Origin of the sequence: Streptomyces sp. NPDC093109, from assembly GCF_040701725.1 — a bacterium.
Classification (GTDB): Bacteria; Actinomycetota; Actinomycetes; order Streptomycetales; family Streptomycetaceae; genus Streptomyces.
The window spans coordinates 257,295-280,631 of record NZ_JBFBEZ010000003.1 but is presented as its reverse complement, the minus strand read 5'-3'; the positions used below and the strand labels follow the sequence as shown (position 1 = coordinate 280,631).

Here is a 23,337-nt window from a genome sequence, read left to right as displayed (position 1 = left end):
ACGGATCACCCGGCGGCGCGCTAGAGTCCCGTGAACAGGCACGTTACCCGTCAGTAATCCATCGGTATATCGGCATATCGGCGTACTGCCGATCGGCACAGGGAGTGGCTATGCGGCTCGGCATCAATCTCGGTTACTGGGGCTCGGGAATGGACAGCGACAACCTCGCCGTCGCGCAGGAGGCGGACCGGCTCGGTTACGACGTCTGCTGGGCCGCCGAGGCGTACGGCTCCGACGCCCCGACCGTACTGAGCTGGGTGGCCGCGCACACCGAGTCCATCGACGTAGGCTCCGCGATCCTCCAGATCCCCGCGCGCCAGCCCGCGATGACCGCGATGACCGCGGCCACCCTCGACTCGCTCTCCGGCGGCCGGTTCCGGCTCGGCCTCGGCGTCTCGGGGCCGCAGGTCTCCGAGGGCTGGTACGGCGTGAAGTTCGACAAGCCGCTGGCCCGCACCCGCGAGTACGTCGAGATCGTCCGCCGCGCCATGTCCCGGGAGCGGCTCGCGTACGAGGGCGAGCACTGGACGCTGCCGCTGCCCGGCGGCCCCGGCAAGCCGCTGAAGCTCACCGTGCACCCGGAGCGCGAGCACATCCCGCTCTACATCGCGGCGATCGGCCCGAAGAACCTGGAGCAGACCGGCGAGATCGCCGACGGCGCGCTGCTGATCTTCCCCTCCGCCGGCCACCTGGAGGAGACCGCGATCAGGTATCTGCGGGCGGGCCGCGAGAAGGCCGGTCTGACCATGGACGGCTTCGATGTCTGTCCCACTGTGCCGCTCGCCGTCGGCACGGACATCCACGCGCTCGCCGACACGTTCCGCCCGTACACCGCCCTCTACGTCGGCGGCATGGGCAGCAGGAAGCAGAACTTCTACAACCAGCTCGCCCAGCGCATGGGGTACGAGAAGGAGGCCGCCGAGATCCAGGACAAGTACCTCGCCGGCGACAAGGAGGGCGCGGGCGCGGCCGTGCCGCACCAGCTGATCGACTCGACGACGCTGCTCGGCACGGTCGAGCGGATCGCCGACCGGATGACGGAGTACGCGGAGGCGGGCGTCACCACGCTGACCCTCGCGCCGGCCGGGTTCACCCTCGACGAGCGGATCACCGCGCTGCGGACCGGCACCGAGGCCCTGGAGCGCGCCGGGCTCGCCTCGTAGATCCCGGCGCCGTACGGCCTCTGCCCCACGACACCGGCGCGGTCGCCCCGCGCCGGTCGTCAGAGCCAGCCGCGCCGTTTGAACTGGCGGTACAGCCCGAACACCACGATCGCCATGAAGCCGAGCACGGCCGGATAGGCCCATACGTACTTCAGCTCCGGCATGTGCCGGAAGTTCATCCCGTAGATCCCGGCGACCATGGTGGGGACGGCGGCCATGGCGGCCCACGCCGAGATCTTCCGCATGTCGTCGTTCTGCCGCACGCCCATCTGCGCGAGATGCGCCGAAAGGATGTCGGAGAGCAGCCGGTCGAGCCCCTCCACCTGCTCGTTGGCGTGCAGCAGATGGTCGTTGACGTCCCGGAAGAACGGCTGCGCGTGCTCATGGACGAAGGGCACGCCCGTCCCGGACAGCCGCGCCATCGGCGCCGCCAGCGGGCCGCTGGCCCGGCGGAACTCCAGCACCTGCCGCTTGAACCCGTAGATCCGCGCCGCGGTCGGCGTCCCGGTGCCCGCGCTCCGTGAGCCGGACCCGCCGTCGCCGCCGTCCGGCGCGAAGACATCGGCCTCCAGCTCCTCCAGATCGGCCTGGAGCTCCCCGGCCACCTCGATGTAGTGGTCGACGATCGCGTCACTGACCGCGTACATGACGGCGGTCGGGCCGTGCTTGAGCACCTCGGGCTCGGCCTCGAGACGGCGTCGTACGGCCGCCAGCGGGGCCCCCTCGCCGTGCCGGACGGTCACGACGAACGAGTCGCCTATGAAGACCATCAGCTCGCCCGTGGACACGCTGTCGCTGCCGTGGTCGTAGACCACCGGCTTGAGGACCATGAACAGCGAGTCGTCGTAGACCTCCAGCTTGGGCCGCTGATGCGCGGTGAGCGCGTCCTCCACGGCCAGCGGATGCAGCCCGAACTCGCGGCTCACCAGCTCGAACTCCTTCACCGTCGCCTCGTGCAGCCCGAGCCAGAGGAACGCGTCGCCCTCGGCCCTGGCCTCGGCGAGGGCGTCGGAGAAGTCGGCGGGCCCGTCGGTACGGCGTCCGCCGCGGTAGATGGCACAGTCCACGATCACGGCGGGCATTCTTCCCTTTTCCGGCCAGGAGCGCATCCCCCGGCTGTCGGCGGGCGCGGACCGTTGTCGTACCGAGGCCCTACGCTGGCAGGCATGGCCACGTTGATCCTCGTACGTCATGGGCGGTCCACCGCCAACACCGCGGGGCTGCTCGCCGGATGGACGCCCGGTGTCGCCCTCGACGAGCGCGGCGCCGCGCAGGCCGCCGCGCTGCCCGGACGGCTGGCGGGGATACCGCTCGCCGCCGTTGTCTCCAGCCCGCTGCAGCGCTGTCTGGAGACGCTCCGGCCGCTGCTGGACGCCAGGCCTGAGCTTGAGGTGCGTACCGAGGACCGGATCGGGGAGTGCCACTACGGCGACTGGTCGGGCCGCAAGCTCGCCGAGCTGGCCGACGAGCCGCTGATGGCGGTCGTGCAGCAGCACCCCTCCGCCGCCGTGTTCCCCGGCGGCGAGTCGATGCGCGCCATGCAGGCGCGCGCCGTCGAGGCCGTACGGGAGTGGAACGCGCGGATCGACGAGGAGCACGGCGAGGACGCCGTCTTCCTGATGTGCTCGCACGGCGACATCATCAAGGCCCTCGTGGCGGACGCGCTGGGGATGCATCTCGATCTCTTCCAGCGCATCCACGCGGACCCGTGCTCGGTGACGGCGGTCCGCTACACCCGGTTGCGCCCCTTTGTGCTGCGGCTCGGTGACACGGGCGATCTCGCCGGTCTGGCCCCGCGCGAGAGCCGGGGCGCCGGACCGGCCGAGGGACCGGGCACGGTGGGGGGCGGCGCGGGAGCGACGTGATCGATCGGCGCAGTAGGGTGGACGCGCCGTCCGCGCGATGCCGAGGGCGGCGCTTCCCCCCGCTCTGTTCCGATTCCTCTGTTCCGATTCCGACGATCTCCAAGGGAGACAGGACGTGTCCCGTCAGGTGTTCCTCTACGACCCACCGGACCGCTTCGTGGCCGGTACGGTCGGGCTGCCTGGACGCCGTACGTTCTTCCTCCAGGCGTCCGGCGCCGGGCGCGTGACCAGCGTCGCCCTGGAGAAGACCCAGGTGGCGGCGCTCGCCGAGCGCATCGACGAGCTGCTCGACGAGGTCGTGCGCCGGACCGGCGGCAACGCGCCCGTCCCGGCCGTGGCGCCCGCGGAGGTGACCGACTCCGCCCCGCTCGACGCGCCCGTCGAGGAGGAGTTCCGGGTCGGCACCATGGCGCTGGCCTGGGACGGCGACGAACAGCGCATGATCATCGAGGCGCAGGCGCTCGTCGAGCTGGAGGCCGACACCGACGAGGATCTCGCCGAGGCCGAGGAGCGGCTCCTCCAGGACGAGGAGAACGGTCCGCCGATGCTCCGCGTCCGGCTCTCCGGCACCCAGGCCAGGGCCTTCGCCAAGCGCGCGCTGGACGTGGTCAACGCGGGCCGGCCGCCGTGCCCGCTGTGCAGCCTGCCGCTCGACCCGGAAGGACACGTATGCCCGCGCCAGAACGGATACCGCCGCGGAGCGTGACCGACGTCGAGCTGCTCACCAAGGGCGAGCTGACGGTGCGTGGCCGGATCCGTGAGGCGTCCAACGGGGTGCTCTACTGCTCGGTCGCGTACGAGGGCCGGGAGGCCCCCTGCGTCTACAAGCCCGTCGCGGGGGAGCGCCCCCTGTGGGACTTCCCCGACGGGACGCTCGCCCAGCGCGAGGTGGCGGCGTACGAGGTCTCCGAGGCGACCGGCTGGCGCCTCGTTCCTGCGACCGTGCTCCGGGACGGACCGTACGGCCAGGGCATGTGCCAGCTCTGGATCGACATGGAGCCGGCCGACGCGGACGACACCGATGACGCGGACGACGCGGAGACGGATCCGGACTTGGACCTTGGCCTTGACCCGTCGTCCGGGCCGCTGCTCGCCCTCGTCGACGAGGAGGAGCCCGGCGACGGCTGGAAGGCCGTCGGGCGCGCCGAGGTCGGCGAGGGCCGGACGGCTCTGCTGGTGCACGCCGACGACGAGCGGCTGCGGCGCCTCGCCGTGCTCGACGCCGTGATCAACAACGGCGACCGCAAGGGCGGCCACCTGCTGCCCGCGCCCGGCGGACACCTCTACGCCATCGACCACGGCGTCACCTTCCACGTGGACGACAAGCTGCGCACCCTGCTCTGGGGCTGGGCGGGCGAGCCGCTGACCGACGAGGCGCTGGCGGTGCTGGCCCGGCTGGAGGAGGCCCTGGCACCCGCCGCGCCCCTCGCCACCCGACTGGCCGAACTCATCACCGTGGCCGAGACCGACGCCGTCCGCGCCCGGGTCCGTGAGCTGCGCCACACGGGCCGGCACCCGGAACCGTCCGGGCAGTGGCCGCCGATTCCCTGGCCGCCGGTGTGAGTCCCCACACGGTTTAGAGCCCGCCGGCCTGCGGAAGGGGGCGCGCCCGGCGCCGAATGCAGCCCGTGACGGAACGCGCAAGAGTGCCTCATCGGCCATGGCCGGCCATCCGGTTCGTATCCGGAACTTCCATCCGGTTACGCTCATGACATGCATGCCTGGCCCGCTTCCGAGGTCCCCGCCCTGCCTGGCAAGGGCCGCGACCTCACGATTCACGACACCTCGACCGACGGCCGCGTCACCCTCGCGCCCGGTCCCGTCGCCCGTATCTACGTCTGCGGCATCACGCCGTACGACGCGACCCACATGGGTCACGCGGCGACCTACAACGCGTTCGACCTCGTGCAGCGCGTGTGGCTCGACACGAAGCGGCAGGTTCACTACGTCCAGAACGTGACCGATGTCGACGACCCCCTGCTCGAACGGGCGGAGCGCGACGGGGAGGACTGGGTCGGGCTCGCGGAGCGCGAGACGGCGCTCTTCCGCGAGGACATGACCGCCCTGCGCATGCTCCCGCCCCGGCACTACATCGGCGCCGTCGAGGCGATACCGGGCATCGTGCCGCTGGTGGAGCGGCTGGTCGAGGCCGGCGCCGCGTACGAACTCGAAGGCGACGTCTACTTCTCCGTGGCGGCCGATCCGCACTTCGGCGAGGTCTCGCGGCTCGACGCCGAGGCGATGCGGCTGCTCTCGGCCGAGCGCGGCGGCGACCCCGACCGGCCGGGCAAGAAGAACCCGCTCGACCCGATCCTCTGGCTGGCCGCCCGGCCGGGCGAGCCGAACTGGGACGGCGGCTCCCTGGGCCGCGGCAGGCCCGGCTGGCACATCGAGTGCGTGGCCATCGCCCTCGACCATCTCGGCATGGGCTTCGACGTCCAGGGCGGCGGCAGCGATCTGGCCTTCCCGCACCACGAGATGGGCGCCTCGCACGCCCAGGCGCTGACGGGCGAACACCCCTTCGCCCGCGCGTATGTGCACGCCGGGATGGTCGGCCTGGACGGCGAGAAGATGTCCAAGTCCCGGGGCAATCTCGTCTTCGTGTCCACCCTGCGCCGCGCCGGCGTGGACCCGGCGGCGATCAGGCTCGCGCTCCTCGCGCACCACTACCGCTCCGACTGGGAGTGGTCCGACCAGGTCCTCCAGGACGCCGTCGCGCGGCTGGCGCGCTGGCGGGCCGCGGTGTCGCGGCCCGACGGACCGCCCGCCGAGGCGCTGGTCGAAGAGGTCCGCGCGGCACTGGCCGACGATCTGGACGCCCCCGCGGCGCTCGCGGCCGTCGACCGCTGGGCCGCGCTCCAGGAGTCCACGGGCGGTACGGAGGAAGGCGCGCCCGGCGTGGTCTCGCGCACCGTCGACGCGCTGCTCGGCGTCGCGCTGTAGGGGACTCGGAGCCGCTCCGGGGTACGGGGTACCGGGGTACGACCGTCGGGCCGTACCCCGGTTCGCGGTCCGGTCGCGGCCCCGTCGCGGTCAGGACACGGAGCGTACGAACGCCTCGGTGCCGCCGAGCGACTCCACCCACTCCGCCAGTTCCCGCAGACCCGTCTCCGTGTCCATCACGGGGGAGTACCCGAAGTCCCGCTCGGCCGCGGACGTGTCGTACGTACGGGACCGGGTCATCAGCGCCACCGAGTAGCGGCTGAGCGGAGGTTCGCGCCGGGCCGCGAGCGCCGGGATCCGCCAGAGCAGCTCCACCCCCGAGACCAGCGCGTCCCGCACCAGCGGCGGCACCGTGCGGGTGGGCGGCGTACCGCCGAACAGCTCGGTGAGCCGCAGGATCATCTCCCGCGCCTCGACGGGCTCCCGGTCGACGATGAAGTACGCCCGGCCGCCGACCCGTTCGGCCGGGGCCCCGGCGGCGAGCAGCGCGGCGGAGACCGCGTTGGCGCAGTGGCACAGCGAGGTCAGCACCCGCTTGTCGCCGGCGAGATCGGGCAGCTTGCCCGCCACCAGCTTGGCGATCAGGTTCGGCAGGAAACCGGAGCGGTCGCGCGGCCCCCAGATCCCCCGGGGACGCAGCGAGACCGTGGTGAACTCCGGCCCGTCGGCGGCCAGTACGCGCTGCTCGGCGGCGGCCTTGGTCTCGGAGTAGAGGTTGAAGAACCGGTCCGGGTACGTGATGCTCTCGTCGATGCCGAACCGGTCGCCGTCCCGGGGGTCCATCAGCGCGCTGGGCGTGCTGATGAAGACGAACCGCCGCGCCCCGGAGCTCCGGGCCGCCGTCAGCAGCCGTTCGGTCCCCGCCACATTGGTCTCCCAGAACTGGGCGCGGCTGCCGCGCTGCCCGACCAGGGCGGCGCTGTGGTGCACGGTGTCGACGCCCTCGGTGGCGCGGCGCAGCGCGTCGGCGTCGCCGAGATCGCCGTACACCGGCTCGACCCCGGGCAGTGCCGTCAGCCGGGTGAGGTCGTTGCCGGGGCGCACCAGGACCCGGACGTCATGGCCCGCGCGCACGGCGCCGTCCACCAGATGGCCGCCGAGAAACCCCGACGCGCCGGTCACCAGCACCTTCATCAATCCACACCTCTCCGCGGTCAACTGCGGAGCAGGGTAGACCCGTTGTGATCACTTACGACCATTGGCCCGGACTACTGGCCGGATCGCGCCGTACGCAAGGCGGCGGGGCGCCGTACGCAAGGTGGCGGGGCCGGTGCGGCAGGGCCCGTCGTATCCCCTGCCGCACCGGCCCCGCCGGCTGTCGCCCGTCCCCCTCAGTCGTCCGAGGAGTCGTCCTCGTCGTCCCCCGGCTCGTCCACGGGACCGTCCGTGGATCCCGGGGCTCTGCCCGGGCCCGAGCTGTCGCGCGGTGGCCGTGGCGGGCGGGTGCGGCCACCGCCCGAGGCGTCGCGCAGATACGGCGCGCCGTCCCCGCCCTCCGTGGCATGGCCGCCCGGAGCCGGTCCTGACCCCTGGCCGGGGCCCGGACCGCCGTCACGCCGGCGCAGATACCGTTCGAACTCCCGGGCGATGGCCTCGCCGGTCGCCTCGGGCAGCTCGGCCGTGTCCCGCGCCTCCTCCAACGACTGGACGTACTCCGCCACCTCGCTGTCCTCGGCGGCCAGTTGATCGACACCCAGCTGCCAGGCCCGCGCGTCCTCGGCCAGCTCGCCCAGCGGGATCCGCAGCCCGATCAGATCCTCCAGGCGGTTGAGCAGCGCCAGCGTCGCCTTGGGATTGGGCGGCTGCGACACGTAGTGCGGCACCGCGGCCCACAGACTCACCGCCGGCACGCCCGCGTGGGTGCAGGCCTCCTGGAGGATGCCGACGATGCCGGTCGGCCCCTCGTACCGGGTCTCCTCCAGATCCATCGTCCTGGCCAGATCCGTGTCCGAGGTGACCCCGCTGACCGGCACCGGCCGGGTGTGCGGGGTGTCACCGAGCAGCGCGCCCAGGATGACCACCATCTCCACGCCCAGCTCATGGGCGAAGCCCAGCAGCTCGTTGCAGAACGAGCGCCAGCGCATGGACGGCTCGATGCCGCGCACCAGCACCAGGTCACGAGGGGTCTCCCCGCCCACCCGCACCACGGAGAGCCGGGTGGTCGGCCAGGTGATCTTCCGCTGGCCGCCCTCCAGATAGACCGTGGGCCGGTTGACCTGGAAGTCGTAGTAGTCCTCGGCGTCCAGCGCCGCGAACACCTCGCCCTTCCACTCCCGGTGCAGATGAGCCACCGCCGCGGAGGCCGCGTCGCCCGCGTCGTTCCAGCCCTCGAACGCGGCCACCATGACCGGGTCGATCAGCTCGGGAACCCCGTCGAGCTCGATCACCCAGTGCCTCCTTCCGAAGTTTCCTTTTTCTCCGCACCAACCTTACGGCTTTCCCCGTCCCCGGCCGCAGCCCCTGTGCACGGCCGGGTGAACTTGGGCCGCCGTCCCGTCCGCGCTCGTCCCCGTCCCTTCCCCGTTCTCTCCCTGTCCAATTTCCCGGTGATTCATCCGAGCACTGCGGCTCGATTTCGACCCCGCTCTGGACGGTCGCCCGTGGGCGGCGCTATACATCGGATGTTCGCAAAGAGATCCGATGTTCTGTACGAGAGGCGCGCATGACCGAGACCGTCACCGGGTTCACCGTGCACGACATCCGCTTCCCGACCTCCGAGCAGCTCGACGGCTCCGACGCCATGAACCCCGACCCCGACTACTCGGCCGCCTACGTGGTGCTCCGCACGTCGGCCGGCGGCGAGGGGCACGGCTTCTGCTTCACCATCGGACGCGGCAACGAGGTCATGGCCGCCGCCATCGAGGCGCTGCGGCCCCATGTCGTCGGCCGGCCCGCCCCGCGCACCGCCGCCGATCTCGCCGACCTCTCCACCGCGCTCACCCACGACTCCCAGCTTCGCTGGTTAGGACCGGAGAAGGGGGTGATGCACATGGCGGCCGGCGCCGTCATCAACGCCGCCTGGGACCTCGCGGCCACCGGCGCGGGCCTGCCGGTCTGGGAGTTCCTCGCCGGGATGACCCCCGAGGAGCTGGTCTCGCTCGTCGACTTCCGCCATCTCACCGACGCGCTCACCCCCGACGAGGCGCTCGCCCTCCTGTGCGCCGCCGAGCCCGGCCGCGCCGAACGCGCCGCCCGGCTGCGGGCCGGCGGCTACCCCGCGTACACCACCTCGCCCGGCTGGCTCGGCTACTCCGACACCAAGCTCGTCACCCTCGCCCGGCAGGCCGTCGCCGACGGCTTCCGGCAGATCAAGCTCAAGGTCGGCGCCGATCCCGACGACGACGTCCGGCGGCTGCGGCTCGCCCGCGCCGCCGTCGGCGACGGGGTACGGATCGCCCTGGACGCCAACCAGCGCTGGGACGTCCCCGAAGCGCTGCGCCGGCTGGCCGACTTCGCCCCGTACGCGCCGCACTGGATCGAGGAGCCGACCAGCCCCGACGACATCCTCGGCCACGCCGCCATCCGCGCCGGACAGTCCGTCAGGGTCGCCACCGGCGAACACGCCGCCAACCGCGTCGTGTTCAAACAGCTCCTCCAGGCGGAGGCCGTCGACTACGTCCAGATCGACGCGGCCAGGGTCGCCGGCGTCGGCGAGAACCTGGCGATCCTGCTCCTCGCCGCCAAATTCGGCGTCCCCGTCTGCCCGCACGCGGGCGGGGTCGGCCTCTGCGAACTCGTCCAGCACCTCGCGATGTTCGACTACGTCGCCGTCTCCGGCAGCCAGGAGGACCGCGTCATCGAGTACGTCGACCATCTCCACGAGCACTTCGCCGACCCCGTCGTCGTCACCGGCGGACGTTACGCCGCGCCCACCGCGCCCGGCTTCTCGGCCAGGATGCTCCCCGCGTCCCTCGCCGCCCACCACTACCCCGACGGACCCGTCTGGGCGGCCCGTACCGGCGCTCCCGGCCGGCGGAAGGAGAACGGATCATGACGGCGGTACAGGACTTCGAGGGCCTCGGCGCCCTGGTCACCGGCGGCGCCTCCGGCATCGGCGCGGCCGTCGCGGCCCTGCTGCTGGCGCGCGGCGCGCGCGTCGCCGTACTGGACCGCGAGACCGGCGGCGCGCCCGCCGGGACCCTGGCGCTCACCGCCGACGTCACCGACGACGCGGCCGTCCGTACGGCGGTGGACACGGCCGCCCGGGAGTTCGGCGCGCTGCACACCGTTGTCTCCAACGCGGGCATCGGCGCCATCGGCGGCGTTGAGGACAACCCCGACGACGAGTGGCGCCGCGTCCTCGACGTCAATGTCCTCGGTATGGTCCGCACCGCCCGGCACGCCCTGCCGCATCTGCGCCGCGCCGCCGCCGAGCGGCCGGGCGCGGTCTCGATCACCCACACCTGCTCGATCGCCGCCACCGCCGGGCTGCCGCAGCGCGCGCTCTACAGCGCCAGCAAGGGCGCGGTGCTCTCGCTGACCCTGGCGATGGCCGCCGACCACGTCCGCGAGGGCATCCGCGTCAACTGCGTCAACCCCGGCACCGCCGACACCCCCTGGGTCGGCCGGCTCCTCGACGCGGCCGACGACCCCGCGGCCGAACGCGCCGCCCTCGCCGCGCGCCAGCCGTCCGGCCGGCTGGTGGGCGCGGACGAGGTCGCGGCGGCCGTCGCCTATCTCGCCGGACCCGCGGCGGCGGCCGTCACGGGAACGGCGCTCGCGGTCGACGGCGGGATGCAGGGGCTGCGCCTGCGCCCCCTGACCTGACGAGCACGGTCGGTCCCTCTTTCAGAGGGCCGATCTGAGCCACATCTCCACGCTCGCCACATGCACCGTCGCCCACGACCGGGCCGCCTCGGCGTCCCGGTCGCGGAGCGCCGCGAGGATCGCGCGGTGCTCGTGGAGCGTCCGGGCGACGGCGTCCTCCTGGGTCAGCCCGCGCCAGACCCTGGCCCGGGTGGTCGGCCCCGACAGCCCGTCCAGCAGCGAGCAGAGCACCGTGTTGCCCGAGTGACGCACGATCGACCGGTGGAACTCCAGGTCCGCCGCGACCAGTTCGCCGACCGACGGCGCCGGCCCGAGCGCGTTCAGCGCCGCGTCCAGCGCGTCCAGCTGCGCCCCGGTGATCCGGGGGGTCGCCAGCGCGGTCGCGGCCGGCTCCAGGATGCGGCGTACGGCGAGGAACTCCAGCACGGTGTCGTCCCGGTGGAAGTCCACGACGAAGCTCAGCGCCTCCAGCAGCAGCCGCGGGTCGAGGCTCGTCACATACGTACCGTCGCCCTGGCGCACATCGAGGATGCGGATCAGCGACAGCGCGCGCACCGCCTCGCGCAGCGAGTTGCGGGACAGCCCCAGCTCGGCGGCGAGTTCGCTCTCCTTGGGGAGACGGTCGCCGGGGCGCAGGGCGCCGGAGACGATCATTTCCTTGATCTTCTCGATGGCCTCGTCAGTGACAGCCACGGGCGACCTCCAGACATCCGATGTATCGCCCCATTATGCGGGCCGACACGTACGGCGGGCGAGGGCCTCTCCCCGGCGGGAGTCACACCCTCGCCCGCACACCGCGGACGTCCGCCGTCAGCTCCGCTCGGCCAGCAGCTCCGCGACCCGGGCCCGGACCGGCTCCGTGTCCAGTCCCCGGATGGTGAGGGTGGTACGGCGGCGCAGTACGTCGTCGACCGTCTCGGCCCACTCGTGGTCCCGGGCGTACACGACCTGCGCCCAGATCTCCGGGGCGTCCGGGTGGATCCGCTCGGCCAGCTCCGGGTACTCGTTGGCCAGCCGCACGATGTCGAAGGCCAGCGAGCCGTAGTGGGTGGCGAGATGGCGGGCGGTGTCGGGGGACATGGAGGGTCCCGTGCCGCCGCCGTCGATCAGGAGCCGGTGGGCGACCGCGTTCGGGCTGGCGATGCCGGGCAGCGGCAGCTTCTTGGGCAGCTGCGACACGGGCTCCATGCCCTGGCCGAGCGGGTGGCCCGGCAGCGACTCCAGCTTCTTCAGGACGGTGCGGCCGATATGGCGGAAGGTGGTCCACTTGCCGCCCGCGACCGAGAGCATGCCGCCCCGGCCCTCGGTCACGACCGTCTCGCGCTTGGCCTTGGAGGTGCTCCCGGGCCCGCCGGGCAGGACACGCAGTCCGGCGAAGGAGTAGGTGATCAGATCACGGGTCAGCTGCTGGTCCCGGACCGAGAACGCGGCCTCGTCCAGGATCTGCGCGATGTCCTTCTCGTTGACCGCGACATCGGCGGGCTCGCCCTCGTACTCCTCGTCGGTCGTGCCGAGCAGCAGCATGTCCTCCCACGGGAGGGCGAAGGTGATGCGGTACTTGTCGATGGGGGTGGCGAGCGCGGCCTTCCACGGGGCGGTTCGCCTGAGGACGAGGTGCGCGCCCTTGGAGAGCCGGATGGACGGCGCCGCGTCCGGGTTCTCCAGCTTGCGCAGGTGGTCGACCCAGGGGCCGGTGGCGTTCAGCACCAGCCGGGCGTCGACACCGAACTCCGTCCCGTCGAGCGCGTCCCGCAGCTCGGCGCCGGTGACCCGGCCCTGGGTGAAGCGGAGCCCGGTGACCGACGCGTGGTTGAGGACGGTGGCGCCGGAGTCGACGGCCGCGCGGACGGTCATCAGCGCCATCCGCGCGTCGTTCATCTGGTCGTCGCCGTACACGGCCACGGCCTTGAGGTTCTCCGTACGCAGCTCGGGCACGGCCTGCCGCGCCTTGTCCGGGCTGATGACATGGCCGACGCCGTCCCCGAACGCGGAGAGCGCCGAGTAGGCGAAGACGCCCGCGCCGAGCTTGGCGGCGCCGTGCGGGCCGCCCTTGTAGACGGGCAGATAGAACGTGAGCGGATTGGCCAGGTGCGGTGCCACCTGCCGGGACACCGCGCGCCGCTCGAAGTGGTTCTCCGCGACCAGCTTCACCGCGCCGGTCTGGAGATAGCGCAGTCCGCCGTGGAGCAGCTTCGAGGAGGCGGAGGAGGTGGCGCCGGCGAAGTCGCCGCCGTCCACCAGGGCCACCCGCAGTCCCGACTGGGAGGCATGCCAGGCGGTGGAGATGCCCAGGATGCCGCCGCCGATCACCAGCAGGTCGTACTCCGCTCTGGCCAGCTGGTCCCGGGTTTCGGCGCGGCTCGGCAGGGAACCGCCGGCCGGGTGCGTCCCCAGTGCGGGAACGCTCTGCAGGGTGCTCATGCGTAACTCCTCTTCAGCTCTCGCCGGCTCTGCGGCTCGTCAGCTGTCCGGTTTCAGCTGTCTTCGTTGTCGAGCCAGCCCATGGTCCGCTCGACGGCCTTGAGCCAGTTCTTGTACTCGCGGTCACGGGTGGCCGCTTCCATCCGGGGCGTCCACTCGGCGGCCCGGCGCCAGTTGGCGCGCAGGGCGTCGGTGTCCGGCCAGAAGCCCACGGCCAGTCCTGCGGCGTAGGCGGCGCCGAGGCAGGTCGTCTCGGCGACCATCGGACGCACCACGGGGGCGTCCAGGACGTCGGAGAGGGTCTGCATCAGCAGGTTGTTGGAGGTCATGCCGCCGTCGACCTTGAGCGAGGTCAGCTCGACGCCGGAGTCCTTGGTCATGGCGTCGCTGATCTCGCGGGTCTGCCACGCCGTGGCCTCCAGCACCGCGCGGGCGATGTGCGCCTTGGTGACGTAGCCGGTGAGACCGGCGATGACACCGCGGGCGTCGGGGCGCCAGTGCGGGGCGAAGAGACCGGAGAAGGCGGGGACGAAGTACGCGCCGCCGTTGTCCTCGACGGAGGACGCCAGGGTCTCGATCTCGGCCGCGGACTTGATCAGGCCCATCTGGTCGCGCATCCACTGCACCAGCGAGCCGGTGACCGCGATGGACCCCTCCAGCGCGTACACGGCGGGCTGGTCGCCGATGCGGTAGCCGACCGTGGTCAGCAGACCGTTGTACGAGTTGACGGGCTTACCGCCGGTGTTCATCAGCATGAAGGTGCCGGTGCCGTACGTGGACTTGGCCTCGCCCTCGGCGAAACAGGTCTGGCCGAAGAGGGCCGCCTGCTGGTCGCCGAGCGCCGAGGCGACCGGGATGCCGTCGAGCGCGCCGCCCTTGGCGTGTCCGTACACCTCGGCGGAGGACCGGATCTCGGGCAGGATCGCGGCCGGGACCTGCATGGACTCCAGGATCTTCGGGTCCCAGGCGAGGGTGTGCAGGTTCATCAGCATGGTCCGGGAGGCGTTGGTGACGTCGGTGACGTGCACACCGCCGTCGGTGCCGCCGGTCAGGTTCCAGATGACCCAGGAGTCCATGGTCCCGAAGAGGATGTCGCCGCGCTCGGCGCGCTCGCGCAGCCCCTCGACGTTGTCCAGCAGCCAGCGGGCCTTCGGGCCGGCGAAGTAGCTGGCCAGCGGCAGCCCGGTCTCGCGGCGGAAGCGGTCCTGGCCGACGTTGCGGCCCAGCTCGCGGCAGAGCGCGTCGGTACGGGTGTCCTGCCAGACGATGGCGTTGTGGACGGGCTCGCCGGTGTTCTTGTCCCAGAGCAGGGTGGTCTCGCGCTGGTTGGTGATGCCGATCGCCTTCACGTCGGCGGAGGTGATGCCCGCCTTCTCGATGGCGCGGGCCACGACTTCCTGGACGTTCGTCCAGATCTCGACGGCGTTGTGTTCCACCCAGCCCGGCTTGGGAAAGATCTGCTCGTGCTCCTTCTGGTCGACGGCGACGATACGGCCGTCCCGGTCGAAGACGATGCAGCGGCTGGAGGTGGTGCCCTGGTCGATGGCCGCGATGAAGGGGCCCGTGCCGTGGGAGGAGGTGCCGGTGTTGGTGTCGCTCACGGTGTCTGCTCCTGCTCGGTGCGAAGGGGGAGGGGAGGTGCGGTCGGGGGTGTCACTTCAGCAGCCAGTTGTAGTAGCCGCCGGCCAGCGCGGCGCCTATCAGCGGCGCGACCACCGGTATCCACGCGTAGCTCCAGTCGGAGCCGCCCTTGTTGGGCAGCGGCAGCAGCGCGTGCACGATGCGCGGACCCAGGTCACGGGCCGGGTTGATGGCGTATCCCGTCGGACCGCCCAGCGAGAGGCCGATGCCCACCACGACGAACGAGGTGATCAGCACTCCCAGCACCCCGAGACCGTTGCCCTTGTCGTTGAGACCCTGCGTGAGGATGGCGATGACCAGGACGAACGTGGCGATGATCTCCGTGAGCATGTTCTGGACCACGTTCCGGACCTCGGGTCCGGTGGAGAAGACGCCGAGGACGGGACCCGCCTTGGGGGCCGTCTTCTGGTCGACGAGCCCCTCGACCGACGGCTGTGCCGCGAGGATCTCCGGGTCGGTGAGATGGGCCTTGAACTGGCCCAGGTACGCCACCCAGACGAGGAAGGCGCCGATCATCGCGCCCAGCATCTGGGAGGCGATGTACAGGGGGACGTCGCCCCACTTGATGCCGCCCTCGATCGCGAGACCGAGTGTGACGGCCGGGTTCAGCAGCGCGCCGGATATGGGCGCCGACAGATACGCGCCGACCATGACCGCGAAGCCCCAGCCGAAGCTGATGGCCACCCAGCCCGCGTCCCGGGCCTTGGAACGCTTGAGAACAACCCCGGCGACTACGCCGCCACCGAGCAGGATCAACAGGGCGGTACCTGTGACCTCGCCTATGAAGATGTCGAAGTTGGACACCCGAGACTCCTTCGTCCAGGGGGAGGGCAGACCTCCGGCTCGCACCGGATGGTCCGCGCCCTCAGGGCTGAGGGCGTTACCGGCCAGTGGCGTTGTCACACACTAACTCGTATTGCCGATAAGTGTTCGACAATGCCGACCGTTGACCGGCAGTTTTCTCCGCTGGGGGATGTTCCGTCAAGAGTTCGGCGGTCGAAACCTCACTCCATACCGATGATCGGGCATTCCGCTCAAAAGCGCCCGGCGCCGATGTCCCGGGAAACGGCGCGCGCGCACTCGCGGACCGCCGCCACCAGCTCGGACCGCAGCTCGCCCGCGGGGCAGAGCCGCTCCACCGCACCGGTGATGGCGATGGCCCCCACCGGCATCCGCCGCCGGTCGTGGATGGGCGCCGCCACCGCGGCCACGCCCTCCCAGGTCTCCTCGACGTCGGCCGCCCAGCCGCGAGCCCTGGTCAGGTCGAGCACCGCCTCGAAGTCCGCCAGGGCGGTGATGGTGCGCGGGGTGAAGGCCGTACGGTCGCTCTCCACCGCCTCGCTGTGCGCCACCGGGTCGTACGCGGAGAGCACCTTCCCCAGGGCCGTGGAGTGCATGGGCTGCATGGCGCCCACCTCCAGCACCTGCCGGCTGTCGTCGGGCCGGAAGACATGGTGGACGATCAGCACGCCCTGCTGGTGCACCACGCCCAGATGGACGCTCTCCCCGCTGGACCGGGCCAGATCGTCCGTCCAGACCAGCGCCCTGGCCCGCAGCTCGTGCACGTCCAGATAGCTGTTGCCGAGCCGCAGCAGCTCGGCCCCCAGCTGATAGCGCCCTGACGCGGCGTCCTGCTCGACGAAGCCCTCCGCCTGGAGGGTGCGCAGGATGCCGTGCGCCGTTCCCTTGGCCAGCCCGACCGAGGCGGCGATGTCGGACAGGCCGAGCCTGCGCTCGCCGCCCGCGAGCAGCCGGAGCATGGCCGCCGCCCGTTCCAGCGACTGGATGTTCTTCGCCATCGGACCCGGACCTCCACTACGTTCGACAATGCTGAACACTATCGGTCGATGCCGACCCATTCTCCTCAGGGAGAAGGGTCCCTCAAGACCGCGTGCCCGGGAGATTCCCGGACACAGGATGCCGTCCAGTCGCTGGGACACCGCACCGGATCGGGCCCGTCCCCGCTACGCTGGCCGGGTGCGTCTGCCACCAGCCAGGCGCAAAGCCGACAGCCGTCGCAACCCGGGAGTACTCACATGGCCTCGTTGCCGACCCCCTCCACCGACAGCCGGACCCGTATCGACGCCCTGCGCGAGGCGCTCGCCACCCGCGTGGTGGTCGCCGACGGGGCCATGGGCACCATGCTCCAGGCGCAGGATCCGACGATGGAGGACTTCCAGGATCTGGAAGGCTGCAACGAGATCCTCAACGTGACACGCCCGGACATCGTCCGATCCGTGCACGAAGAGTATTTCGCGGTCGGCGTCGACTGCGTCGAGACCAACACCTTCGGCTCCAACCACTCGGCGGCGAACGAGTACGACATCGCCCACCGCATCGTGGAGCTGTCCGAGGCCGGTGCCCGCATCGCCCGCGAGGTCGCCGACGAGTTCACCGCGGGGGACGGCCGCCAGCGCTGGGTGCTCGGCTCCGTGGGCCCCGGCACCAAGCTGCCCTCGCTCGGCCACATCGCGTACGACGTGCTGCGCGACGGCTATCAGCAGAACGCCGAGGGCCTCCTCGCGGGCGGCTCCGACGCCCTCATCGTGGAGACCACACAGGACCTCCTCCAGACCAAGTCGAGCATCATCGGCGCCCGCCGCGCGATGGACGCCCTCGGCGTGCACGTGCCGCTGATCTGTTCCCTCGCCTTCGAGACGACGGGCTTCATGCTGCTCGGCTCCGAGATCGGCGCGGCCCTCACCGCCCTGGAACCGCTCGGCATCGACCTCATCGGCCTCAACTGCTCCACCGGCCCGGACGAGATGAGCGAGCACCTGCGCTATCTGGCCCGCCACTCGCGCACGCCGCTGATGTGCATGCCGAACGCGGGTCTGCCGGTACTGACCAAGGACGGCGCCCACTTCCCGCTCGGCCCCGAGGGCCTGGCGGACTCCCAGGAGACCTTCGTCCGCGAGTACGGCCTCTCCCTGGTCGGCGGCTGCTGCGGTACGACGCCCGAGCACCTGCGCCAGGTCGTCGAGCGGGTCAGGGGCGCCGTTCCGACCGAGCGGACCCCGCACCCCGAGCCGGGCGCCGCCTCGCTCTACCAGACCGTGCCGTTCCGCCAGGACACCTCGTACCTCGCCATCGGCGAGCGCACCAACGCCAACGGCTCGAAGAAGTTCCGCGACGCCATGCTGGCCGGCCGCTGGGACGACTGCGTGGAGATGGCCCGCGACCAGATCCGCGAGGGCGCCCATCTGCTGGACCTCTGCGTCGACTACGTCGGCCGCGACGGCGTCGCCGACATGGCCGAACTCGCCGGCCGGTTCGCCACCGCCTCCACGCTGCCGATCGTCCTCGACTCCACCGAACTGCCGGTCCTGCGCGCCGGACTGGAGAAGCTCGGCGGCCGGGCCGTCATCAACTCCGTCAACTACGAGGACGGCGACGGCCCCGAGTCCCGCTTCACCAAGGTCACCGAACTCGCCGTCGAGCACGGCGCCGCGCTCATCGCGCTCACCATCGACGAGGAGGGCCAGGCCCGTACCGTCGAGCACAAGGTGGCCATCGCGGAGCGGCTGATCACCGACCTCACCACCAAGTGGGGCGTGCACGAGTCGGACATCCTCATCGACTGCCTCACCTTCACCATCTGCACCGGCCAGGAGGAGTCCCGGGGCGACGGCATCGCCACCATCGGCGCGATCCGCGAACTCAAGCGCCGCCACCCCGACGTGCAGACCACCCTCGGCCTCTCCAACATCTCCTTCGGGCTGAACCCGGCGGCCAGGATCGTCCTCAACTCGGTCTTCCTGGACGAGTGCGTCAAGGCCGGACTGGACTCCGCCATCGTGCACGCCTCCAAGATCCTGCCCATCGCCCGGCTGGAGGAGGAGCAGCTCAAGGCCGCCCACGACCTCATCTACGACCGCCGCGCCGAGGGGTACGACCCGCTCCAGAAGCTCATGGAGCTCTTCGAGGGCGTCAACACCAAGTCGATGAAGGCCGGCCGCGCCGAGGAGCTCCTCGCGCTGCCGCTGGAGGAGCGCCTTCAGCGCCGCATCATCGACGGCGAGAAGATCGGCCTGGAGGCGGATCTCGACGAAGCGCTCACCGGCAGGCCCGCCCTGGAGATCGTCAACGACACTCTGCTGGCCGGCATGAAGGTCGTCGGCGAGCTGTTCGGCTCCGGCCAGATGCAGCTGCCGTTCGTCCTCCAGTCCGCCGAGGTCATGAAGAGGGCGGTCGCGCACCTCGAACCGCACATGGAGAAGTCCGACGACGAGGGCAAGGGCACCATCGTGCTCGCCACCGTCCGCGGCGATGTCCACGACATCGGCAAGAACCTCGTCGACATCATCCTCTCCAACAACGGCTACAACGTGGTCAACCTGGGTATCAAGCAGCCCGTCGCCGCCATCCTCGACGCGGCCGAGGAGCACCGCGCCGACGTCATCGGCATGTCCGGACTGCTGGTCAAGTCCACCGTGATCATGAAAGAGAACCTCCAGGAGCTCAACCAGCGGCAGATGGCGGCTGACTACCCCGTCATCCTCGGCGGCGCCGCGCTCACCCGGGCCTACGTGGAACAGGACCTCCACGAGATCTACGAGGGCGAAGTCCGCTACGCCCGCGACGCGTTCGAGGGCCTGCGGCTGATGGACGCCCTGATCGCCGTCAAGCGCGGCGTCCCCGGCGCCGTCCTCCCTGAGCTGAAGCAGCGCCGCGTCAAGGCCGCGCCCGCCCTGGTGGTCGAGGAGCGCGCCGAGGAGGGCACGGTCCGCTCGGACGTCTCCGTGGACAACCCCGTCCCCACGCCGCCGTTCTGGGGCACCCGCGTGGTCAAGGGCATCCAGCTCAAGGAGTACGCCTCCTGGCTGGACGAGGGCGCGCTCTTCAAGGGCCAGTGGGGGCTGAAAGAGTCCCGCAAGGGCGGACCGAGCTACGAGGAGCTCGTCGAGACCGAGGGCCGCCCGCACCTGCGCGGCTGGCTGGACCGGATGCACACCCAGAACATGCTGGAGGCCGCCGTCGTCTACGGCTACTTCCCCTGCGTGTCCAAGGGCGACGACCTGATCCTGCTGGGCGACGACGGCTCCGAGCGCACCCGCTTCACCTTCCCGCGCCAGCGCCGTGGCCGCCGCCTCTGCCTCGCGGACTTCTTCCGCCCCGAGGAGTCCGGCGAGACGGACGTGGTCGGCCTCCAGGTCGTCACCGTCGGATCGAGGATCGGCGAGGCGACCGCCGAGCTGTTCGAGGCCAACTCCTACCGCGACTACCTCGAACTGCACGGGCTCTCCGTCCAGCTCGCCGAGGCGCTCGCCGAGTACTGGCACGCCCGCGTCCGCTCCGAACTGGGCTTCGCCGGCGAGGACCCGGCCGACGTCTCCGACATGTTCGCGCTCAAGTACCGCGGCGCCCGCTTCTCGCTCGGCTACGGGGCCTGCCCCGACCTGGAGGACCGCGCCAAGATCGCCGAACTGCTGGAGCCGGAGCGCATCGGCGTCCAGCTCTCCGAGGAGTTCCAGCTCCACCCGGAGCAGTCCACCGACGCCATCGTCATCCACCACCCCGAGGCGAAGTACTTCAACGCCCGCTGAGCACCCACGGCGCACGCGTCGTACACTGGTCGGTCCAGCGCAGGCCGGTCGCCTGTCCCGGTGGGGAAGTGCCCACCGGGCGGGGGACCGGCCTTCTCGTCCCCCATGGAGGTGTGCCGGATGACCAGTACGGTCCCCGCGTCCCTGACCCGTACGGCCGAAGGGTCCGCCCTGCAGGCGGTGCTCCTCGACATGGACGGCACCCTGGTCGACAGCGAGGGGTTCTGGTGGGACGCCGAGGTCGAGGTCTTCAAGACCCTCGGCCATGTCCTCGACGAGTCCTGGCGCGATGTGGTGGTCGGCGGGCCCATGACCCGCAGCGCGGGCTTCCTGATCGAGGCCACCGGCGCGGACATCACCCTCGCCGAGCTGACCGTGCTCCTCAACGACACCTTCGAGGAGCGCATCGGGCTCGGTGTGCCGCTGATGCCGGGCGCGCAGCGCCTCCTCGCCGAACTCGCCGCGCACGAGGTGCCCACCGCGCTGGTCTCCGCCTCGCACCGGCGCATCATCGACCGCGTCCTGACCTCGCTGGGCCCGGAGAACTTCGCGCTCACGGTCGCCGGCGACGAGGTGCCCCGTACCAAGCCGAACCCCGACCCCTACCTGCTCGCCGCGCGCGGGCTCGGCGTCGACCCGGCGCGGTGCGCGGTCGTCGAGGACACCGCCACCGGCGTGGCCGCCGCCGAGGCCGCGGGCTGCAAGGTCGTCGCCGTACCGTCAGTCGCGCCCATCGCCGCGGCCCCCGGACGGACCGTCGTCGGTTCGCTGGAAGACGTCGACCTGGTATTCCTGCGTGATCTGATGACGCAAAGGTAACGCAAAGGGCATGTCCCGCACACAGAGCGTCGTGAGGGAATGCGAGAAGAGAACTCATCGCATTGGCGCGGATGTTTTCCGTAACGTCCCGGTTCTCGGCGGAAGCCGTACGGAAATGCTTTCCGAGTGAGGTTTGTCACCTCTCTTGCCGTCGACAGCGGCGGATATGGTTGATCCAGTACCGCCGTCGACGGCTGTTCCTGTGCCCTTGTGTCCGGGTTGGTGAGGGCATGAGTGAAAGATTCCTGAGCTGGCATATTCACAGGACGCTATTGTCGATCACTGTGTGATTACGTTTCAGATCGGGCCCGGTCCGGCATTCCCGGTGCCTCCGACTAATCTCATCGCGAGCACTTCGCCGCATCAACGACGTGTCCCGACGGCCACCCAAGTCGCCATGCACACAGGACCGATCGCCCTGTATCCCGGCCCGATCGCACTGCCCCGACCGGGTATACGCGGCGGAGTCTCCTTAATACCGCTGTATCTCGGTGCCGGATGAGGGAGTACGTCCAGGATGAACCGCAAGACTTTGGTGCTGCCGGTCGTGGTCGGCCTGCTTGCGCCCGTGCTCGCCGGTTGCGGTGGCTCGGACAGCGGCTCCGGCGGTGATGCCATAGTCGTGGGGACCACGGACCAGTACATCGCCACCGAGGACGGCCCGGCGCCCCTGGACCCCGCCTTCGCGTACGACACGGGCACCTGGAACGTGCTGCGCCAGGTCGTCCAGACGCTGATGTACGTGCCGCGCGGCGGCGGCCAGCCCATGCCCGACGCGGCCTCCGAGTGCGTCTTCACGGACCGCAGCAACGAGAGCTACCGCTGCACCCTGCGCGAGGGCCTCAAGTTCTCCAACGGGGACCCCATCACGTCCGAGGACGTGAAGTTCTCCATAAAGCGTGTCCTGGACATCAAGGACCCCTCCGGGATCGCCGGTCTGCTCGCCAACATCGACACCATGGAGACCGACGGCGACTCGCGGATCATCTTCCACCTGAAGACACCGGACGCGACCTTCCCGTACAAGCTGACCACGCCGCCGGCCGGCATCGTCAACCCCAAGGACTACCAGGCGAAGAAGCTCCGCGAGGGGTTCGAGCTCTCCGGCTCCGGCCCGTACACCTTGAAGGCCGAGGTGAAGGACAACAAGGTCGTCAAGGCCGCCTTCACCAGGAACCCGACGTACAAGGGCGCGGTCAAGCTCCAGAGCGACAAGGTCGAGCTGCGGCCCTTCAAGGACGCCGACACCATGGGCAAGGCGCTGAACTCCGGCGGCATCGACGTCATGACCCGCGCCATGTCGCCCGAGCAGGTCCAGGACCTCATCGAGAACCCCGACGACGACATCCAGCTCACCGAGATGCCCGGCCTGGAGATCCGCTACCTCGGCTTCGACACCGAAGCGCCCGGCGTCAAGGAGAAGGCCGTCCGCCAGGCCATGGCGTACACCATCGACCGGGGTCAGCTCATCAACAAGGTGTACGGCGCGATGGCCGAGCCGCTCTACTCGCTCATCCCGTCGACCGTCGCCACCCACACGAACCCGTTCTTCAACAAGTACGGCGACGCCGATGTCTCCAAGGCCGCGGCCCTGCTGACGGCGGCGAACGTCACCACCCCGGTCAAGCTCACCCTGAACTACACCACCGACCACTACGGCTCCGCCACGGCCAAGGAGTTCGAGACCCTCAGGGACCAGCTGAACGCCAGCAAGCTCTTCGACATCGACATCAAGGGCGCCGAGTGGGCGACCTTCCGGCCCAATGAGATCAAGGGCGAGTACGCCGTCTACGGCATGGGCTGGTTCCCCGACTTCCCGGACCCCGACAACTACATCGACCCGTTCCTCGGCAAGGACAGCTTCCTCCGCACCCCCTACGACAACCGCAAGCTGCGCGACGACCTGATACCCAAGTCGCGCAAGGAGGCCGACCGCAGCGCCGCCGCCAAGACCTTCGGCGAGATCCAGGACATCGTCGCCGAGGACGTCCCGGTACTGCCGCTCTGGCAGGGCAAGCAGTACGTCGCCTCCCGCAGCGACATCGCCGGGGTCGAGTGGGCGGTCAACTCCTCCGCCGAACTGCACCTCTGGGAGCTGCGCCGCGGCACAGGCTCCTGACGTCTCACGCGGACACACGCCGAAGGGCCCCCGGGAACCTCCCGGGGGCCCTT

General features: G+C 70.8%; 18 protein-coding genes. 10 read left to right on the top strand and 8 right to left on the bottom strand.

Annotation, left to right across the window (positions count from 1 at the left end):
• Positions 1–110 precede the first annotated feature (110 nt).
• Positions 111–1,163, top strand: coding sequence for an LLM class F420-dependent oxidoreductase (locus AB0389_RS05595; RefSeq protein WP_366394013.1), 1,053 nt, complete (start codon positions 111–113; stop codon positions 1,161–1,163).
• Positions 1,164–1,222: 59 nt separating this feature from the next.
• Here the strand turns inward: AB0389_RS05595 and AB0389_RS05590 are convergent, their stop codons facing one another.
• Positions 1,223–2,245 carry a magnesium and cobalt transport protein CorA gene (locus AB0389_RS05590; protein ID WP_366394012.1) on the bottom strand — a complete coding sequence of 341 codons (1,023 nt, stop codon included), beginning with the start codon at positions 2,243–2,245 and terminating at the stop codon, positions 1,223–1,225.
• 84 nt (positions 2,246–2,329) lie between these two features.
• Here AB0389_RS05590 and AB0389_RS05585 point away from each other — a divergent pair, with 84 nt between their 5' ends.
• The 4 genes from AB0389_RS05585 to mshC all read left to right on the top strand — a co-directional run bounded on the left by AB0389_RS05585 (position 2,330) and on the right by mshC (position 5,971).
• The gene (locus AB0389_RS05585) at positions 2,330–3,028 is read left to right on the top strand and encodes a histidine phosphatase family protein (protein WP_366394011.1); all 699 of its coding nucleotides are present in this window, start codon (positions 2,330–2,332) and stop codon (positions 3,026–3,028) included.
• A gap of 115 nt (positions 3,029–3,143) precedes the next feature.
• Positions 3,144–3,734, top strand: a complete 591-nt coding sequence (locus AB0389_RS05580; protein ID WP_366394010.1) for a DUF3090 domain-containing protein — start codon at positions 3,144–3,146, stop codon at positions 3,732–3,734.
• Positions 3,698–4,591: an SCO1664 family protein gene (locus AB0389_RS05575; protein WP_366394009.1), complete on the top strand. Its 894-nt coding sequence runs from the start codon at positions 3,698–3,700 to the stop codon at positions 4,589–4,591. Before AB0389_RS05580 ends, AB0389_RS05575 begins: the two co-directional genes overlap by 37 nt.
• A gap of 150 nt (positions 4,592–4,741) precedes the next feature.
• On the top strand, positions 4,742–5,971 hold the full coding sequence (gene mshC, locus AB0389_RS05570) for a cysteine--1-D-myo-inosityl 2-amino-2-deoxy-alpha-D-glucopyranoside ligase (RefSeq protein WP_366394008.1): 1,230 nt from the start codon (positions 4,742–4,744) through the stop codon (positions 5,969–5,971).
• A 90-nt stretch (positions 5,972–6,061) separates the two neighbouring features.
• Here mshC and AB0389_RS05565 read toward each other — a convergent pair whose 3' ends face one another.
• On the bottom strand, positions 6,062–7,105 hold the full coding sequence (locus AB0389_RS05565; protein ID WP_366394007.1) for an NAD-dependent epimerase/dehydratase family protein: 1,044 nt from the start codon (positions 7,103–7,105) through the stop codon (positions 6,062–6,064).
• 197 nt (positions 7,106–7,302) lie between these two features.
• Positions 7,303–8,358: a PAC2 family protein gene (locus tag AB0389_RS05560; protein WP_366394006.1), complete on the bottom strand. Its 1,056-nt coding sequence runs from the start codon at positions 8,356–8,358 to the stop codon at positions 7,303–7,305.
• A 275-nt stretch (positions 8,359–8,633) separates the two neighbouring features.
• Between AB0389_RS05560 and AB0389_RS05555 the strand changes: the two genes are divergently transcribed.
• Together AB0389_RS05555 and AB0389_RS05550 are read left to right on the top strand one after the other, a co-directional pair.
• Complete coding sequence (locus tag AB0389_RS05555; RefSeq protein ID WP_366394005.1) at positions 8,634–9,965, top strand: enolase C-terminal domain-like protein; 1,332 nt, start codon at positions 8,634–8,636, stop codon at positions 9,963–9,965.
• Positions 9,962–10,738 (top strand): SDR family oxidoreductase, encoded by a 777-nt coding sequence (locus AB0389_RS05550; RefSeq protein WP_366394004.1) that lies wholly within the window; start codon positions 9,962–9,964, stop codon positions 10,736–10,738. The genes AB0389_RS05555 and AB0389_RS05550 overlap by 4 nt, the downstream gene beginning before the upstream one ends.
• A gap of 21 nt (positions 10,739–10,759) precedes the next feature.
• Here the strand turns inward: AB0389_RS05550 and AB0389_RS05545 are convergent, their stop codons facing one another.
• The 5 genes from AB0389_RS05545 to AB0389_RS05525 form a co-directional block, all read right to left on the bottom strand.
• Positions 10,760–11,431 (bottom strand): FadR/GntR family transcriptional regulator, encoded by a 672-nt coding sequence (locus tag AB0389_RS05545; RefSeq protein ID WP_366394003.1) that lies wholly within the window; start codon positions 11,429–11,431, stop codon positions 10,760–10,762.
• A gap of 117 nt (positions 11,432–11,548) precedes the next feature.
• Positions 11,549–13,159, bottom strand: coding sequence for a glycerol-3-phosphate dehydrogenase/oxidase (locus tag AB0389_RS05540; protein WP_366394002.1), 1,611 nt, complete (start codon positions 13,157–13,159; stop codon positions 11,549–11,551).
• Between the two features lie 53 nt (positions 13,160–13,212).
• Positions 13,213–14,760: a glycerol kinase GlpK gene (glpK, locus tag AB0389_RS05535; RefSeq protein ID WP_366394001.1), complete on the bottom strand. Its 1,548-nt coding sequence runs from the start codon at positions 14,758–14,760 to the stop codon at positions 13,213–13,215.
• Between the two features lie 52 nt (positions 14,761–14,812).
• On the bottom strand, positions 14,813–15,604 hold the full coding sequence (locus AB0389_RS05530; protein WP_366394000.1) for an MIP/aquaporin family protein: 792 nt from the start codon (positions 15,602–15,604) through the stop codon (positions 14,813–14,815).
• A gap of 230 nt (positions 15,605–15,834) precedes the next feature.
• Positions 15,835–16,599 (bottom strand): IclR family transcriptional regulator, encoded by a 765-nt coding sequence (locus AB0389_RS05525; protein WP_366393999.1) that lies wholly within the window; start codon positions 16,597–16,599, stop codon positions 15,835–15,837.
• Between the two features lie 237 nt (positions 16,600–16,836).
• Between AB0389_RS05525 and metH the strand changes: the two genes are divergently transcribed.
• The 3 genes from metH to AB0389_RS05510 all read left to right on the top strand — a co-directional run bounded on the left by metH (position 16,837) and on the right by AB0389_RS05510 (position 23,284).
• Positions 16,837–20,346, top strand: coding sequence for a methionine synthase (gene metH / locus AB0389_RS05520; RefSeq protein ID WP_366393998.1), 3,510 nt, complete (start codon positions 16,837–16,839; stop codon positions 20,344–20,346).
• A gap of 120 nt (positions 20,347–20,466) precedes the next feature.
• Entirely contained in the window at positions 20,467–21,165 is a 699-nt protein-coding gene (locus tag AB0389_RS05515; RefSeq protein WP_366393997.1) for an HAD family phosphatase, read from the top strand.
• Between the two features lie 517 nt (positions 21,166–21,682).
• Positions 21,683–23,284 carry an ABC transporter substrate-binding protein gene (locus AB0389_RS05510; RefSeq protein ID WP_366393996.1) on the top strand — a complete coding sequence of 534 codons (1,602 nt, stop codon included), beginning with the start codon at positions 21,683–21,685 and terminating at the stop codon, positions 23,282–23,284.
• The last annotated feature ends 53 nt before the right edge of the window (positions 23,285–23,337 follow it).